The sequence below is a fragment of the Streptomyces sp. NPDC056452 genome (assembly GCF_042796085.1).
Classification (GTDB): domain Bacteria; phylum Actinomycetota; class Actinomycetes; order Streptomycetales; family Streptomycetaceae; genus Streptomyces.
On sequence record NZ_JBHTRI010000003.1, the window covers coordinates 1 to 13552 of the forward strand.

The window sequence follows — 13552 nt, forward strand, 5'->3', positions numbered from 1 at the left end:
TCCGTCGACGCCATACCGCAGATGACCAGGTCGTAACCGGTCTTCTCGATCGCCTTCGCGAGCACCAGCGACGTACCGATCACGTCCGTGCCGTGAAGGTCGTCGTCCTCGACGTGGACGGCCTTGTCGGCACCCATCGACAGCGCCTTGCGCAGCGCGTCCTTGGCATCCTCGGGACCCACCGTCAGCACGGTGATCTCCGCGTCGTCCGCCTCGTCGGCGATCTGCAGCGCCTGCTCGACCGCGTACTCGTCCAGCTCCGACAGCAGACCGTCGACGTCGTCACGGTCCAGGGTCAGGTCATCGGCGAAGTGCCGGTCGCCGGTGGCGTCGGGCACGTACTTCACACAGACAACGATCCTCAAGCTCACGCCGGCTCTCCTACTGCATCGTCTTTTCTGGGCTGCCTTGTTGCACGCAGCATAGGCGCCTTATGGGGCGGTTTCCGGTCGGGGCGACCGATGCTCCGGTGGAAATATTACTCGCCAGTACACCCATCGATTTACCCATAAGCAAGCGCTTGGAACTGTGACGTTGCCAACGCGGTCCGCCCATGTGCCGCATGCGTGTTCTCAGTCTCGCAGAGCGGTGAATCGGCCCTGGTGGTAGACCAGCGGACGGCCGCCCCCGGACGGATCCCCGAGCACCACCTGAGCGATCACAATGCGATGATCCCCGGCCGGGATCCGGGCCACCACTCGGCACACGAGCCAGGCGACCACACCGTCGAGCAGGGGCACGCCTTCCGGCCCGCTGCGCCAGCCGGTGGACGGGCCGAACCGGTCGGCGCCGCTGCGCGCGAACGTGGCGGCCAGCTCCTGCTGTTCCTCGCCGAGTATGTGTACGCCGATGTGTTCGGCCTCGGCCACCACCGGCCAGCTGGAGGACTCGGCGCCCACGCCGAAGGAGATGAGCGGCGGCTCGGCGGCAACGGAGTTGAGCGAGGTGGCCGTGAAGCCGACCGGGCGCTCGCCGGCCGCGGTGATCACGGCGACACCTGCGGCGTGCTGGCGGAAGACCGAACGGAGGAGTTCGGGCGAGGCCGTCCGGGGGGCGGCGAGATCGGGTGAGGCCGTCATGGAGATGTCCTTCTGCGAGGGGATGTTCGGGGGCCGTGGGTTCTCAGGCACCCGGACAGCGCGCACTGGCATGGCGGACGAGGTCCACATGGACCCGGCCGTAGAGAAGGAGTGCTGGCGGCATGACGTCAGACTGGCGATACGTGGTGTGTGCAGTCAAGCGTGTCCCGCTATGTGGGAGATGCATCACGGTCCGTCACATCGCCCGCCCCAGCGCCGCGACGACGTCGGCCGTCCTCGGCTGCCCCGCTGCCCGTCGGACGATCGTGCCAGCCGCGTCGAGCACCAGGACGGTGGGCGTGCGAGCGATGCCGAGCCTGCGTACGAGCGTGAGATGCGCCTCGGCGTCGATCTCGACGTGCGCCACGCCGTCGACCATCCCCGCCACCTCGGCCAGCGTGCGCCGAGTGGCCCGGCAGGGCTGACAGAACGCGCTGGAGAACTGCACGAGAGTCGCCCGCTCCCCCAGTTCCGCGCCGAGTTGGGCAGCGTCCAGGGTCTCGGCAGCCGTCTGCCCGTCCATCCGCGTCCTCCTTCTCAGAGCTCTGCGCAAAGGGTCAGCACCGTATGGCCCCATTACATTCCCGGAGGTTTCACGTGACGAGAATCTCGCGCGCCGGGGCCTTTGGGGCTGGCCACGGCGTCGCACATGGGGCACGATCGCCACAATGCCGATTACCTACGGCTGCGTAACTTCCGCCGGGAGAACCCACCCCAGGCACTGAAGAAGGGTCTTCATCCAGATGGCAGAACTCGTCTATCGGCCGGTCATCGGCGCCGCTCGCACGCTGTTCAAGGCGCTCGACCTGAAGATCGACACACAGGGTTCGGAGCACATCCCGAAGACCGGTGGCGCCGTACTGGTCAGCAACCACATCAGCTATCTGGACTTCATCTTCACCGGACTCGGCGCCCTCCCGCAGAAGCGGCTCGTCCGCTTCATGGCGAAGGAATCGGTCTTCCGGCACAAGGCCTCCGGCCCTCTGATGCGCGGCATGAAGCACATCCCCGTCGACCGCAATCAGGGTGAGGACGCCTACGCGCACGCACTCGCCTCGCTGCGGTCCGGCGAGATCGTCGGCGTGTTCCCCGAGGCGACGATCTCCCAGTCCTTCACCCTGAAGAGCTTCAAGTCGGGTGCCGCGCGACTGGCCCAGGAGGCCGGCGTGCCGCTGATCCCGATGGCGCTGTGGGGTACGCAGCGGCTGTGGACCAAGGGCCGCCCCCGCAACTTCCGGCGCAGCCACATCCCGGTCACCATCCGGGTGGGCGAGCCCATGGAGGCGCCCACCGACCAGTACGCGGGTGCGATCACCCGCCGGCTGCGGGAGCGCGTGCAGGAGCTCCTGGAGGCGGCGCAGCGCGCCTATCCGGTGCGCCCCAAGGACGCGAGCGACACCTGGTGGGTTCCGGCGCACCTCGGCGGTACGGCTCCGACGCCCGCCGAGGTCCGCGAGCTCGGCTGAACCGTCCGGACCGCAGCGAAACGTCACGCCGGTTCGTGGAGGGTGATCCGTACCCCGGGGCTCAGTTTCTCGAGGGACTCGGCGAGTTCGGTGGCTGCGGCCCCGAGCTCGCCGGGCGTGACGGGGGCAAGACCCTCCAGCAGGAAGAGGGCGTTCACCGACTCCTCGGTCAGACGCGTGCGCACGCCCTGCCGCCAGTTCCAGCGTCGGCAGGTGACGGCCTCGTCGTCGCACCAGACCACCTCGCCGGGCTCGGGGTGTTCCACGGCCTCCTCCCCGCCGGCGACGGTGGGGAAGGGCTCCTGCCCCGTGGCGCGCACGAGCCGCATGGCACCGCCGATACGGTCCAGGTCCTCGCCGCCGACAGGGATCAGGTGGGCGACGCTGATCGCGTTGTAGAGGTCGACCAGCAGGTTGATACGGGGCAGTCCGGCCTCGGTGAGCGCGCGCCTGGCCAGCGCCTCGGCGGAGTTGCGGGTGCGTGAGGGCTTGGCGCCGAAGGCCGCGTAGGTCTCGCGCCAGGCAGCGAGGTGCGGGTCCTCGTGCGGCGCCCGGCCGCCGAGCCGCTCGACGAGCCTGCGGGTCGCATCGTCCAGCAGCGCCGAACTGTCCTCGTTACTGGGCCCGTTGACCAGACCGTGCGCCTCGACGGCGACATGGGTGAAGCCTGGGGCCAGGCTGCGCACTTCGTCGGTAACCGTGATCGTCAGAGCCATCGTCCGCCTCACTCCGGCGCGTTGCGGGCACAGGTCCGGGCGTTCCGGAACAGCCGCATGCGGTACGACACAGCGTACTGGACAGTCCACTCCACTGAACTTACGCGTGCGCCCGCCGGACACAGCAATGCGGCCGACCGGGCGCTCCGGTCGGCCGCATCCCCTGCGACTACTTGGACATCTCGTCCTTGAGCGCGAGCACGAACGCGTCGACGTCCTCTTCCCGGGTGTCGAAGGCACACATCCAGCGGACGTCCCCGGCCTTCTCGTCCCAGAAGTAGAAACGGAATCGCTTCTGGAGCCGTTCGCTCACGGCGTGCGGCAGCCGGGCGAAGACGGCGTTGGCCTGGACGGGATAGAGGATCTCCACGCCGTCCACCGAGCGGACCCCTTCGGCGAGGCGCTGCGCCATGGCGTTGGAGTGCCGGGCGTTGCGCAGCCAGAGGTCTCGGGCGAGCAGCGCCTCGAGCTGGACGGAGACGAAACGCATCTTGGAGGCCAGCTGCATCGACAGCTTGCGCAGGTGCTTCATCGCGCGGACGGAGTCCGGGTCGAGGACGATGACCGCCTCGCCGAACAGCGCGCCGTTCTTCGTGCCCCCGAAGGAGAGGACATCGACGCCGACCGTGTTGGTGAACGTACGCATCGGTACGTCCAGCGACGCGGCGGCGTTGGCTATCCGGGCTCCGTCGAGGTGGACCTTCATGCCCCGCTCGTGGGCGTGGTCGCAGATGGCCCGGATCTCGGCCGGCGTGTAGACCGTACCGAGCTCGGTGTTCTGGGTGATCGACACGACCTGCGGCATCGCCCGGTGCTCGTCGTCCCAGCCGTAGGCCTGGCGGTCGATGAGCTCCGGTGTCAGTTTGCCGTCCGGCGTCGGGACGGTGAGCAGCTTCAGCCCGCCCATCCGCTCCGGCGCTCCGCCCTCGTCCACGTTGATGTGGGCGGACTCGGCGCAGATCACCGCGCCCCAGCGGTCGGTCATGGCCTGGAGGGCGACGACGTTGGCTCCGGTGCCGTTGAACACCGGGAAGGCCTCGGCGGTCGGTCCGAAGTGGCTGTGGATGACCCGCTGGAGGTGCCCGGTGTAGTCGTCCTCTCCGTAGGCGACCTGATGGCCGCCGTTGGCGAGAGCGAGGGCGGCGAGGATCTCCGGGTGCGCGCCCGCGTAGTTGTCACTGGCGAATCCGCGTATCTGCGGATCGTGGTGACGTCGCGCATCGGTCCTTACGGTTGCGGGGTCAGCCACAGACGCTTTCCGTTCACTTCTCCGGCGGGCATGTCCCAGACGCCGGCGATGGCCTCGGCCAGCTCCTTGACATCGGTGAAGCCCGCAAACTTCGCATTCGGGCGCTCGGCGCGCATCGCGTCGTGCACCAGTGCCTTGACGACCAGGATCGCAGCAGCCGAGGTCGGGCCGTCGCCGCCCCCCGCCTTGCGGAAGGCGTCGCCCAGAGCGAGCGTCCAGGCCTCTGCCGCGGCCTTGGCGGCGGCGTAGGCCGCGTTGCCCTCCGTGGGCTTGCTGGCTCCTGCCGCGCTGACCAGTACATAGCGGCCGCGGTCACTGCGCTGCAGGACGTCCTGGAACGCGAGAGACGTCGACTGGACCGTACGGATCAGCAGCTTCTCGAGGAAGTCCCAGTCGGCGAGCGACGTCTCGGCGAAGGTGGCGCCACCGCGCCAGCCCCCGACGAGATGGACGAGGCCGTCGATCCGGCCGAATTCCTTCTCCGTCTTGTCCACCCACTCACGCGCGGCACCCACGTCGAGCAGATCGACGGTGTCTCCCGTGACGGTCGCTCCGCCGTGCGCGTACCGCGCGGCGTCGACCGCCTCGGCGAGCCGCTCCGGATGGGAGTCGGACGCCACCACGGTCGCGCCCGCCTCGGCAAGCCTCAGCAGAGTGGCCCGGCCGGCGGGTCCCGCCGCTCCGGCCACCGCGATCACTGCGCCCTCGAGCACACCGCTGCCCTCGTTCTTGTCTGTTCCGTTCATGGCCACCGACTCCTCAGAACGCGCGTTCACGCAGCTGCCCGCTCGGCATCCGTCGCCGTGATCCCCTTGGTGGAGGCGATCACGTGCTTCAGCTTCTTGGAAAGCGCCTCATAGAACATGCTCAGGGGAAACTCGTCCGGAAGCACGTCGTCGACGAGCTTACGCGGCGGCTGGGTCAGATCCAGGGCGTCCGGACCCTTGGCCCAGCGGGAGCCGGGGTGCGGGGCGAGATAGCCGGCGACCAGGTCGTATGCGGCGAACCAGTGCACGAGCTTGGGGCGGTCGATGCCGTCGCGGTAGAGCTTCTCGATCTCGCCGCAGAGCTGGTTGGTGACCTGCGGGGCGCGGGCCCAGTCGATCTTCAGAGTGTTGTCGGTCCAGCGGACCACGTCGTGCTTGTGGAGGTACGCGAAGAGGAGCTGGCCGCCGAGGCCGTCGTAGTTGCGGACGCGCTCGCCCGTGACGGGGAAGCGGAACATCCGGTCGAACAGCACCGCGAACTGCACGTCACGGCCCTGGCCGAAGCCGTCGGCCTCCAGCGTCACCGCCTCCCTGAAAGCGGTCAGGTCGCAGCGCAGCTCCTCGAGCCCGTACATCCAGAACGGCTGGCGCTGCTTGATCATGAAGGGGTCGAACGGCAGGTCACCGTGACTGTGGGTGCGGTCGTGGACCATGTCCCAGAGCACGAATGCCTGCTCGCAGCGCTTCTGGTCGCCGATCATCTCGCGGATGTCGTCGGGCAGCTCGACACCCAGGAGCTCGACGGAGGCCTCGGTGACACGGCGGAAGCGGGCCGCCTCGCGGTCGCAGAAGATGCCGCCCCAGCTGAACCGCTCGGGCGCCTCGCGCACGGCGATGGTCTCGGGGAAGAGCACGGCGGAGTTGGTGTCGTAACCCGAGGTGAAGTCCTCGAAGGTGATGCCGCAGAACAGCGGGTTGTCGTAGCGGGTGGCCTCGAGGTCGGCGAGCCACTCGGGCCAGACCATGCGCAGCACGACCGCTTCGAGGTTGCGGTCCGGGTTGCCGTTCTGCGTGTACATCGCGAAGACGACGAGGTGCTGGAGGCCGTCGGCGCGGTTCTTGGCGGGCTGGAAGGCGAGGAGCGAGTCGAGGAAGTCCGGAACGCCGAACCCGTCGGCGGACCAGCGGCGCAGGTCCTGGACGAGGGCGCGGTGGTACGCGGCGTCGTACGGGAGCAGGGGGGACAGCTCCTCGACGGCGGTGATCACGCGCTCGAGCGTGGCGGCGGCCGTCTCCGTGGAGGGGGCTCCCTCGGCCGCGAAGTCGATGGAGCCGTCCTTCGACTGCCAGGGACGGATCTCTTCCACGGCACTCTTGAGCACGGGCCAGGCCGGGTGCTCGACAACCCGCGGGGCAGCAGCTATCGCGCCGGTGGCGGTGGCATGCTCAAGAATTTCCGTCATAACACTTCCTTCACAGAAGAACCTCGCGTGGAGCAACGGTAACCACGTGCGGCCACTTCGAACAAGTCGGATCCAGAAAATTATCCTGCGATCCCTCATCATCACCGTTATTTTTCCTGCCACACATCCGCTGGACAACTTCTTCCGCCGGACAGGCAGGACATTCGCCTTCCTGCGCGCGATACCTGGTTCCCTGGGGTATGAGCAGCACGCGGGGGCCGACGACGGACGGAAGCGGGATTGCCTTGACTTTTCTCACCATCGGTCACCGCGGAGTCATGGGTGTCGAGCCGGAGAACACGCTGCGCTCCTTCGTGCACGCGGAGCAGGCCGGCATGGACGCCATCGAACTGGATCTCCATCTGAGCAAGGACGGCGCGCTCGCCGTCATGCACGACGCCGCAGTGGACCGCACGACCGACGGCAGGGGGCTGATCGCCGAGAAGACGCTGGCAGAGCTCCGCGAGCTCGATGCCGGACAGGGTGAGCGCGTGCCCGTCTTCGAGGAGGTGCTCGATGCGGTCGGCTCACCCGTGCAGGCGGAGATCAAGGACGTGGCCGCGGCGCGGGCGCTCGCCGAGGTGATGCTGCGGCGTGATCTCGCCGGCCGGGTGGAGGTGTCGTCGTTCCACGACGAGGCGGTCGCCGAGATCGCGCAGCTGGTACCAGGGGTGCGGACGGTGCTCATCGCGAGCCACTGGGGCGGGGACGTGGTCCAGCGCGCCCGGGCGGTGGGCGCTTCCACGCTCGCCCTGAACATCCGCCGCACCACGCTGGAGGTCGTCGAGCAGGCGCACGCGGAGGGCCTGAAGGTGATCGGCTGGGTGGTGAACACCCAGGACCATCTGCGTCTGGTGCGCGGGCTGGGTCTGGACGGGGCGACGACCGACTATCCGGAGATCCGTCGGGCGGGCCGCTTCACCGCCTGAGCCCTGGGCGGGCCTACAGCTCCTTGACCAGCAGCTCGAACGCGAGATCATCGCGCTGCGGGATGCCGAAACGCTCGTCGCCGTACGGGAAGGGGGTCAGCTCTCCCGTACGGCGGTAGCCCCGGCGCTCGTACCAGGCGATCAGCTCCTCGCGGACCGAGATCACCGTCATGTGCATCTCGGTCACACCCCAGCTCTCGCGGACCATGCGCTCCGCCTCGGCGATGATGACCTTGCCGAGGCCGGCGCCCTGGAGCCCGGGCTTCACCGCGAACATGCCGAAGTAGGCAGCCTTGCCCCGGTGCTCGAGCTGGCAGCAGGCGACCGGCTCGCCGTCCCGCTCGGCCACCAGGAGCCGCCCGGAGGGAGCCGTGACCACCTCGCGCACCCCGTCCGCGTCCGTCCGCTGCCCTTGGAGGATGTCCGCCTCCGTGGTCCATCCGGCCCGGCTCGAGTCGCCGCGGTAGGCGGACTGGATGAGCTGCAGGAGGACCGGCACATCATCCTCGGTCGCGTCGCGGAAGGTCAGCTGTGCCCGGTCAGGGGACGGTGCGATGTCCATGGTGGCGTTCTCCGTTTGTCTTCTGCCGACGGTGCGGTCCGAGACTAACCCGGCCGCCGGCCGCCCCCTTCGGGCCCTGGCGCGCTCCCCCAGTACCCCAATGCGCCCCGGTAGCACCGCTCGGCGTTGGGCAACGAGTAGGTGACACCGGCGTTCACCGTAGGGGGAGGTGCACCGTGCACGGACCGGCGCTGGCCGGCTGGCTGTTGATGGTGCTGTGCGGGGCCACGGGGGCGTACTGCCTGCTGCGTACGCGCAGCGGAACGGAGGAGGAGCGCAGGACGGCACGGGCGGAGGGACTGATGGGTTTCGGCATGGCCGCGATGGCTGTGCCCGCGGCCGTGTTCACGCTGCCCGGCTGGACCTGGGCGGTGTACGCGGTGGTGTTCGGCGGAGCGGCTCTGCGCGTGCTCGTGACCGCCCCGTACCGCGCCCACCATCTGCACCATCTAGTCGGTTCGCTCGCCATGGTCTACATGGCGGTGGCGATGGCACCCGGCGCGGGCCGGGGCGGCGGCGGGCACATGGACCACGGAGCCGCTGGATCCGCGGCCTCGGCCGGAGGCATACCCCTGCTGACCGGGGTGCTGCTGGCGTACTACGCGCTGTACGTGCTGCGCTCGGCGGGGCGGCTGATCCCGGTGACCGCAGCGGCCGGCCCGGGCGGTCCGGGCGGGACTGGTGGTGCGGCGGGCCCCGGCCGGGAGTCGCGCCCCGAGCTGGCACTGGCCTGCAGGCTGACCATGGGGATAGGCATGTTCGCGATGCTGCTCACTCTGTGAGACAGCGGGCCGGTTGCGCCGTGTCGTGCGTCACTTGCCGTGTACGCCCATACCCGCGAGCGCCATGGCCCTCATAGGGTGACGCCATGCTGGTCTCCCTCGTGCTGCTGGTCCTCGGTGCACTGACCGCCGTGGTGACTCCGCGCCTGATGGCCCGGGCCCAGTGGCCGGAGCGCGAGCCGGTCGTGGCGCTGTGGGTCTGGCAGTGCGTGGTGGCCGGGGTCCTGCTGTCCTTCGGGCTCTCGATGACGTTCAGCGCGGCCGCCGCCTGGCAGGCGGTACGCGGACAGGTCTTCGCGCCCGCCCCGCGCGCGGTGGTGGAGGCCTACGCACTGGCCGCGTACGGGCCCTGGTCGGCCGTCATCGCGGTGCTGCTGGCGCTCGGCGGCCTCTGGACCGTGGCCATGCTCGTACGGGAGATCCACCGGGCGCAGCAGCGGCGCAGGCGGCGCCGGCGCGAACTGCTGGTCCGCTCCCCGCTGATGCCCGGCGAGGAGCCCGGCAGCGGCCCTCTGGTGGTGCTGGAGGGCGAGCGTCCGGATGCCTGGTGGCTGCCCGGTGCGGCGCCTCAACTGGTCATCACGACGGCGGCTCTCGGACGGCTGAAAGGCCGTCAGCTCGACGCCGTACTGGCCCATGAGCAGGGCCACGCGCAGGCCCGCCACGACTGGCTCCTGCACTGCTCGGCGGCGCTGGCGACCGGATTCCCGCAGGTGCCGGTGTTCGCCGCGTTCCGCGACGAGATGCACCGGCTGGTCGAACTGGCGGCGGACGATGTGGCGTCCCGGCGCTTCGGGCGCCTCACGATCGCCCTCGCCCTGGTCGAACTCAACGAGGACCGCGGGGTGTTCGGCCCGTGCCCGACCCCGGACGCACAAGTGCCGCTCCGGGTGAACCGGTTGCTCGCCCCGGTGGAGCGGCTCACCGCGGGCCGTCGGCTGCGGCTGACCGCGGCGGCCGCACTGGTGCCGGTCGTTCCGCTGGTGGTGGCCTTCGTTCCGGGACTCAGCGCACTGGGATGAGCGGGTTTCGCCCCACGTCCGCGAGGATCGTCCCCATGCACTCCCCTTCCCGGACCCCGCACACCGCAGCCGGCTTTCCGACGACCGGAGTCATCTGCGCGGCCTTGGCCGCTGCGCTGCTGACCCTGGTCGCGGTGCGCTGGTCACCCCTGATGTCACTGGACCGAACGGTCGCCGATGCCCTGCACCGCAGCGCGGTGACCGAACCCGGGCTTGTCCGGGTCAACCGGGTGCTGACGGACTGGGTCTGGGACCCCTGGACGATGCGCGCCCTGATCGCTGTCGCCGTGATCGCCCTGTGGTGGCGCGGGGCACGGTTGCTCGCCGTGTGGGTGGCCGCGACCAGCGCGCTCGCCACCGCGGTGCAGCAGGGGATGAAGGCCGCCCTGGGCCGCGAGCGCCCGCAGTGGCCCGACCCGGTGGATTCGGCGAACTACGCGGCCTTTCCGTCGGGCCACGCGATGACGGCGGTGGTGAGCTGCGGACTGCTGCTGTGGCTGCTGCGCCTGCACGGCGCGGGACCCGGGCTGTGGCATACGGCACTGACGGTGGCGGGGGTCTCCGTGGTGGGAGTGGCTGTCACACGCCTCTACCTGGGGGTGCACTGGATGACCGATGTCCTGGGAGGCCTGCTGCTGGGCGCCGCCGTGGTCGCGTTCTCGACAGCCGGTTACACGGCGCTCCGGCTGCGCCTCGGCCCGGATGCGGCCTTGTCACGCCGTCCGTGAGACGGCGAGGATCAGGCCCATGGCCGTCAAAGGTGTGCTCTTCGACTTCTCCGGGACCCTCTTCCGTATCGAGTCGGTCGACTCATGGCTGCGCGCCGTCCTCGACGCACGGGGCACAGCCATGGGACGGGCCGACTTCGAACGGTACGTACAGCGGCTGACGGCTGCCGGCGCCCTGCCGGGCGGCCCTCATCCGCAACGGGTCCCGCCGCACCTCACAGCGGTCTGGGCCGATCGCGACAGGAGTGCGGAAATGCACAGGCAGGCGTTCACCGGCCTGGCCCGCCGGGCGGAGCTCCCGGATCCCGGCCTGTGCGACGCGCTGTACGACCGCCATATGACGCCCGAGGCATGGCGCCCGTACCCCGATGCGGTGGAGGTGCTCCGAGGGCTGCGGCGCAACGGGGTCGCGGTCGGTGTGGTCAGCAACATCGGCTGGGATCTGCGGCCCGTTTTCCGGGCGCACGGCATGGACGGCCTGGTCGACGCGTACGTCCTGTCCTTCGAGCACGAACTCCAGAAGCCGGATCTCCGTCTGTTCCGGACCGCCTGCACGCTGCTGGGGCACGATCCGTCGGACGTGGTCATGGTCGGCGACGACCGTCACGCGGACGGGGGCGCGGCGGCACTGGGCTGTGAGGTGCGTTTCGTGGATCATCTTCCCGTGCCGGAGCGGCCGGACGGGCTCCGTGCGCTCGGGCTGGTGGCGCCCGTGGAGGGGCGGCCCGATCCGTACGCTTCGTGAAGGCTTCCTGGAGAAGGTGTGAGGGATGTCCTGTCCGCCGATGGGGCTGATTGTCGGACAGGGGCCTTAGCCTGGACGCATGTCCCCGTATCCGAACACGTCCGGTTCCGTGCGTTCCGCCTCCGTGGTCAACGAAGAGATTCGTGACCTGTGGCAGCGCTCGGGCGGACTGCTGTCCCCGGACGACGAGACGGAGTACCAGAGCCTGCTGGTGGAGTGGGCCGCCGCGGCGGGTACGAGCGTGAGGCCGGCGGCCTGAGAGCGTCCGGTGTGACACGGACCCCCGGCTGGTACCGCCGTTGCCGTCCGGTTCCGCCCGGCTCCCGCCGATGGCGCTGGGTCCTCTGATTCCGGCGATCCCCCGCGTCGCCGGATCCAGGGGTACAGCATGTCCCCGCGTGGCTCGCCGGTCAATGAATTAACCGTGCCCCGCCGGGTGTGAGCCACCCGGCGGGGCACAGCGTTTTCGTGCGCGACCTACGGCCGGGTCAGCGGTCGAAGTAGTCCGGCTGCGTCTGCACGTTGAGCTCGTGCATCCGCACCCGCTTCGCCGGGTCCGTCCGCCAGTCGTCGAGCCTCAGCACGTCGAAGCCCTTGGCGATGTCGTTGGAGTAGATGTAGCCGTTGTAGTAGTAGGCCGACCAGGGACCGGCCGTGGTGACCGCCGCGGTCGAGACGGGACCGCGCTCGAAGAACGCGATCTCCTTCGGCTTCGACGAGTTGGTGAAGTCCCATACGGAGACGCCACCCTGGTACCACGCCTGGACCATCAGGTCGCGGCCCTTGACCGGGATGATCGACCCGTTGTGGGCGACGCAGACCTCGGTCTCGGCCTGCGGACGGTCGATCTTGAAGTAGCTGCGGAAGACCAGCTTGCGGTGGTCGCCCCTGCCGATGATGTCGTAGATGCCGTCGGCGCCACGGTTCGGACCGACCTCGTCGTTGCAGGTGGCCGCGCCGCCTCCGCCGAGCTCATCGGTGAAGACGACCTTGTTGGCCCCCTGGTTGAAGGTCGCGGAGTGCCAGAACGCGAAGTTCACGTTGTCCTGGACCCGGTCGATGATCTTCGGGTTCTCGGGGTCCTCGATGGAGAACAGCAGACCGTCCCCCATGCAGGCACCTGCCGCCAGGTCCTTCGACGGGAGCACGGTGATGTCGTGGCAGCCGGTGGTCTTGGAGACACCCGGGTTGTCCGGAGCGCCCGGGTTCCCGCCGTCCGGGAAGAGGATCGGGAAGTTGACGATCCGGGACTTCTCGGGAGCGTTGCGCGGCACCTTGATGACGGAGATCCCGTCGTGGGGCGGCTGGCAGTCCGGGAACGTCTCGTTGGGCGAGTACGAGGAGACGTACACGTAGACGTTCTTGCGCTCGGGAACGATCGTGTGGGTGTGCGAACCACACGCGGTCTCGACTGCGGCGACGTACTGCGGGTTGCGCTTGTCGCTGATGTCGAAGACCTTCATGCCCTCCCAGGAGGACTTCTCCGTGGCGGGCTGGGTGGTGCTGGCGCACGAGTTGTCGCTGCGCGAGGAGTCGGTGGACAGGAAGAGCAGGTCCCCGGAGACCGAGATGTCGTTCTGCGAACCGGGGCACAGGACCTGTGCGACGGTCCTCGGGCTCTTCGGGTTGCTGATGTCGAAGATCCGGAAGCCGTCGTAGTTGCCGGAGAAGGCGTACTTGCCCTGGAAGACCAGGTCCGAGTTCGTGCCCTTCAGAGCGTCCTTCGGGACGTTGGCGACGTGAGTGATGTTGTCGCTGTGGACGATTTCGTCCACGCCGGGTATCTCGCCGCTCTTGATGGCAGCCCTGGCTTCGGCCTGCTGGCTCACGGAGACACCGCTGCTGGTGGCAGCCTTGTCGCCGGGGTCGGGTGTCGCGGCCGCGGGTCCGGCCGTGAACAGCGTGGCGATCAGTCCGGCCGCGGCTGCCGCCACACCCAGACGTCTGCGCCGCACTCTGGTGGTGTGCAACGAGGTCACTGCGTCCTCCCTTGTGTCCGTTCATAGTTGAACGGTTCATGGACCCCGGCAGTATCGTCCCTCGCATGTACACACCAACAGATGGCAACAGAGACGTAATAAAAGTTTTTGATCTTTGCCCTGTG

General features: G+C 69.1%; 16 protein-coding genes. 7 read left to right on the top strand and 9 right to left on the bottom strand.

From position 1 onward, the window contains the following. The 3 genes from ACFQ6X_RS03845 to ACFQ6X_RS03855 all read right to left on the bottom strand — a co-directional run. On the bottom strand, positions 1–371 hold a 371-nt coding region (locus ACFQ6X_RS03845), incomplete at its 3' end, for an electron transfer flavoprotein subunit beta/FixA family protein (protein ID WP_383175411.1). A gap of 201 nt (positions 372–572) precedes the next feature. Then, complete coding sequence (locus ACFQ6X_RS03850) at positions 573–1079, bottom strand: flavin reductase family protein (protein WP_383175414.1); 507 nt, start codon at positions 1077–1079, stop codon at positions 573–575. Positions 1080–1275: 196 nt separating this feature from the next. Continuing rightward, a complete protein-coding gene (locus ACFQ6X_RS03855; protein WP_383175417.1) occupies positions 1276–1602 on the bottom strand; it encodes a TlpA family protein disulfide reductase in 327 nt (108 codons plus the stop codon). Between the two features lie 220 nt (positions 1603–1822). Between ACFQ6X_RS03855 and ACFQ6X_RS03860 the strand changes: the two genes are divergently transcribed. Next, the gene (locus ACFQ6X_RS03860; RefSeq protein WP_383175419.1) at positions 1823–2545 is read left to right on the top strand and encodes a lysophospholipid acyltransferase family protein; all 723 of its coding nucleotides are present in this window, start codon (positions 1823–1825) and stop codon (positions 2543–2545) included. A 23-nt stretch (positions 2546–2568) separates the two neighbouring features. Here ACFQ6X_RS03860 and ACFQ6X_RS03865 read toward each other — a convergent pair whose 3' ends face one another. The 4 genes from ACFQ6X_RS03865 to ACFQ6X_RS03880 form a co-directional block, all read right to left on the bottom strand. Then, positions 2569–3261: a B3/4 domain-containing protein gene (locus tag ACFQ6X_RS03865; protein WP_383175422.1), complete on the bottom strand. Its 693-nt coding sequence runs from the start codon at positions 3259–3261 to the stop codon at positions 2569–2571. Positions 3262–3430: 169 nt separating this feature from the next. Continuing rightward, entirely contained in the window at positions 3431–4510 is a 1080-nt protein-coding gene (locus ACFQ6X_RS03870) for a threonine aldolase family protein (RefSeq protein WP_383175425.1), read from the bottom strand. Beyond that, positions 4489–5256 carry an SDR family NAD(P)-dependent oxidoreductase gene (locus ACFQ6X_RS03875; RefSeq protein WP_383175428.1) on the bottom strand — a complete coding sequence of 256 codons (768 nt, stop codon included), beginning with the start codon at positions 5254–5256 and terminating at the stop codon, positions 4489–4491. The genes ACFQ6X_RS03870 and ACFQ6X_RS03875 overlap by 22 nt, the downstream gene beginning before the upstream one ends. Positions 5257–5282: 26 nt before the next feature. Further along, positions 5283–6680, bottom strand: coding sequence for a DUF6421 family protein (locus ACFQ6X_RS03880; protein WP_383175431.1), 1398 nt, complete (start codon positions 6678–6680; stop codon positions 5283–5285). Between the two features lie 278 nt (positions 6681–6958). Here ACFQ6X_RS03880 and ACFQ6X_RS03885 point away from each other — a divergent pair, with 278 nt between their 5' ends. Continuing rightward, the gene (locus tag ACFQ6X_RS03885) at positions 6959–7609 is read left to right on the top strand and encodes a glycerophosphodiester phosphodiesterase (RefSeq protein WP_383176151.1); all 651 of its coding nucleotides are present in this window, start codon (positions 6959–6961) and stop codon (positions 7607–7609) included. Between the two features lie 13 nt (positions 7610–7622). On the opposite strand, the gene ACFQ6X_RS03890 is transcribed toward ACFQ6X_RS03885, so the two are convergent. Then, positions 7623–8171, bottom strand: a complete 549-nt coding sequence (locus ACFQ6X_RS03890; protein WP_383175434.1) for a GNAT family N-acetyltransferase — start codon at positions 8169–8171, stop codon at positions 7623–7625. A 176-nt stretch (positions 8172–8347) separates the two neighbouring features. Between ACFQ6X_RS03890 and ACFQ6X_RS03895 the strand changes: the two genes are divergently transcribed. The 5 genes from ACFQ6X_RS03895 to ACFQ6X_RS03915 all read left to right on the top strand — a co-directional run bounded on the left by ACFQ6X_RS03895 (position 8348) and on the right by ACFQ6X_RS03915 (position 11707). Continuing rightward, positions 8348–8953, top strand: a complete 606-nt coding sequence (locus tag ACFQ6X_RS03895) for a DUF5134 domain-containing protein (RefSeq protein WP_383175437.1) — start codon at positions 8348–8350, stop codon at positions 8951–8953. An 86-nt stretch (positions 8954–9039) separates the two neighbouring features. Further along, positions 9040–9975, top strand: coding sequence for a M56 family metallopeptidase (locus tag ACFQ6X_RS03900; protein ID WP_383175440.1), 936 nt, complete (start codon positions 9040–9042; stop codon positions 9973–9975). A 35-nt stretch (positions 9976–10010) separates the two neighbouring features. Then, a complete protein-coding gene (locus ACFQ6X_RS03905; protein ID WP_383175443.1) occupies positions 10011–10703 on the top strand; it encodes a phosphatase PAP2 family protein in 693 nt (230 codons plus the stop codon). A gap of 19 nt (positions 10704–10722) precedes the next feature. After that, on the top strand, positions 10723–11448 hold the full coding sequence (locus ACFQ6X_RS03910; protein WP_383175446.1) for an HAD family hydrolase: 726 nt from the start codon (positions 10723–10725) through the stop codon (positions 11446–11448). Positions 11449–11527: 79 nt separating this feature from the next. Next, positions 11528–11707, top strand: coding sequence for a hypothetical protein (locus ACFQ6X_RS03915; RefSeq protein ID WP_383175449.1), 180 nt, complete (start codon positions 11528–11530; stop codon positions 11705–11707). Between the two features lie 229 nt (positions 11708–11936). Here ACFQ6X_RS03915 and ACFQ6X_RS03920 read toward each other — a convergent pair whose 3' ends face one another. Beyond that, positions 11937–13427, bottom strand: a complete 1491-nt coding sequence (locus tag ACFQ6X_RS03920; RefSeq protein WP_383175452.1) for an LVIVD repeat-containing protein — start codon at positions 13425–13427, stop codon at positions 11937–11939. Positions 13428–13552: the final 125 nt, after the last annotated feature.

What these genes read in the sequence shown, in the direction of transcription:
- ACFQ6X_RS03850 (WP_383175414.1), bottom strand. Translation starts at nt 1,079, where the DNA reads ATGACGGCCTCACCCGATCTCGCCGCCCCCCGGACGGCCTCGCCCGAA.
- ACFQ6X_RS03855 (WP_383175417.1), bottom strand. Translation starts at nt 1,602, where the DNA reads ATGGACGGGCAGACGGCTGCCGAGACCCTGGACGCTGCCCAACTCGGC.
- ACFQ6X_RS03860 (WP_383175419.1), top strand. Translation starts at nt 1,823, where the DNA reads ATGGCAGAACTCGTCTATCGGCCGGTCATCGGCGCCGCTCGCACGCTG.
- ACFQ6X_RS03865 (WP_383175422.1), bottom strand. Translation starts at nt 3,261, where the DNA reads ATGGCTCTGACGATCACGGTTACCGACGAAGTGCGCAGCCTGGCCCCA.
- ACFQ6X_RS03875 (WP_383175428.1), bottom strand. Translation starts at nt 5,256, where the DNA reads ATGAACGGAACAGACAAGAACGAGGGCAGCGGTGTGCTCGAGGGCGCA.
- ACFQ6X_RS03880 (WP_383175431.1), bottom strand. Translation starts at nt 6,680, where the DNA reads ATGACGGAAATTCTTGAGCATGCCACCGCCACCGGCGCGATAGCTGCT.
- ACFQ6X_RS03885 (WP_383176151.1), top strand. Translation starts at nt 6,959, where the DNA reads ATGGGTGTCGAGCCGGAGAACACGCTGCGCTCCTTCGTGCACGCGGAG.
- ACFQ6X_RS03890 (WP_383175434.1), bottom strand. Translation starts at nt 8,171, where the DNA reads ATGGACATCGCACCGTCCCCTGACCGGGCACAGCTGACCTTCCGCGAC.
- ACFQ6X_RS03900 (WP_383175440.1), top strand. Translation starts at nt 9,040, where the DNA reads ATGCTGGTCTCCCTCGTGCTGCTGGTCCTCGGTGCACTGACCGCCGTG.
- ACFQ6X_RS03905 (WP_383175443.1), top strand. Translation starts at nt 10,011, where the DNA reads ATGCACTCCCCTTCCCGGACCCCGCACACCGCAGCCGGCTTTCCGACG.
- ACFQ6X_RS03910 (WP_383175446.1), top strand. Translation starts at nt 10,723, where the DNA reads ATGGCCGTCAAAGGTGTGCTCTTCGACTTCTCCGGGACCCTCTTCCGT.
- ACFQ6X_RS03915 (WP_383175449.1), top strand. Translation starts at nt 11,528, where the DNA reads ATGTCCCCGTATCCGAACACGTCCGGTTCCGTGCGTTCCGCCTCCGTG.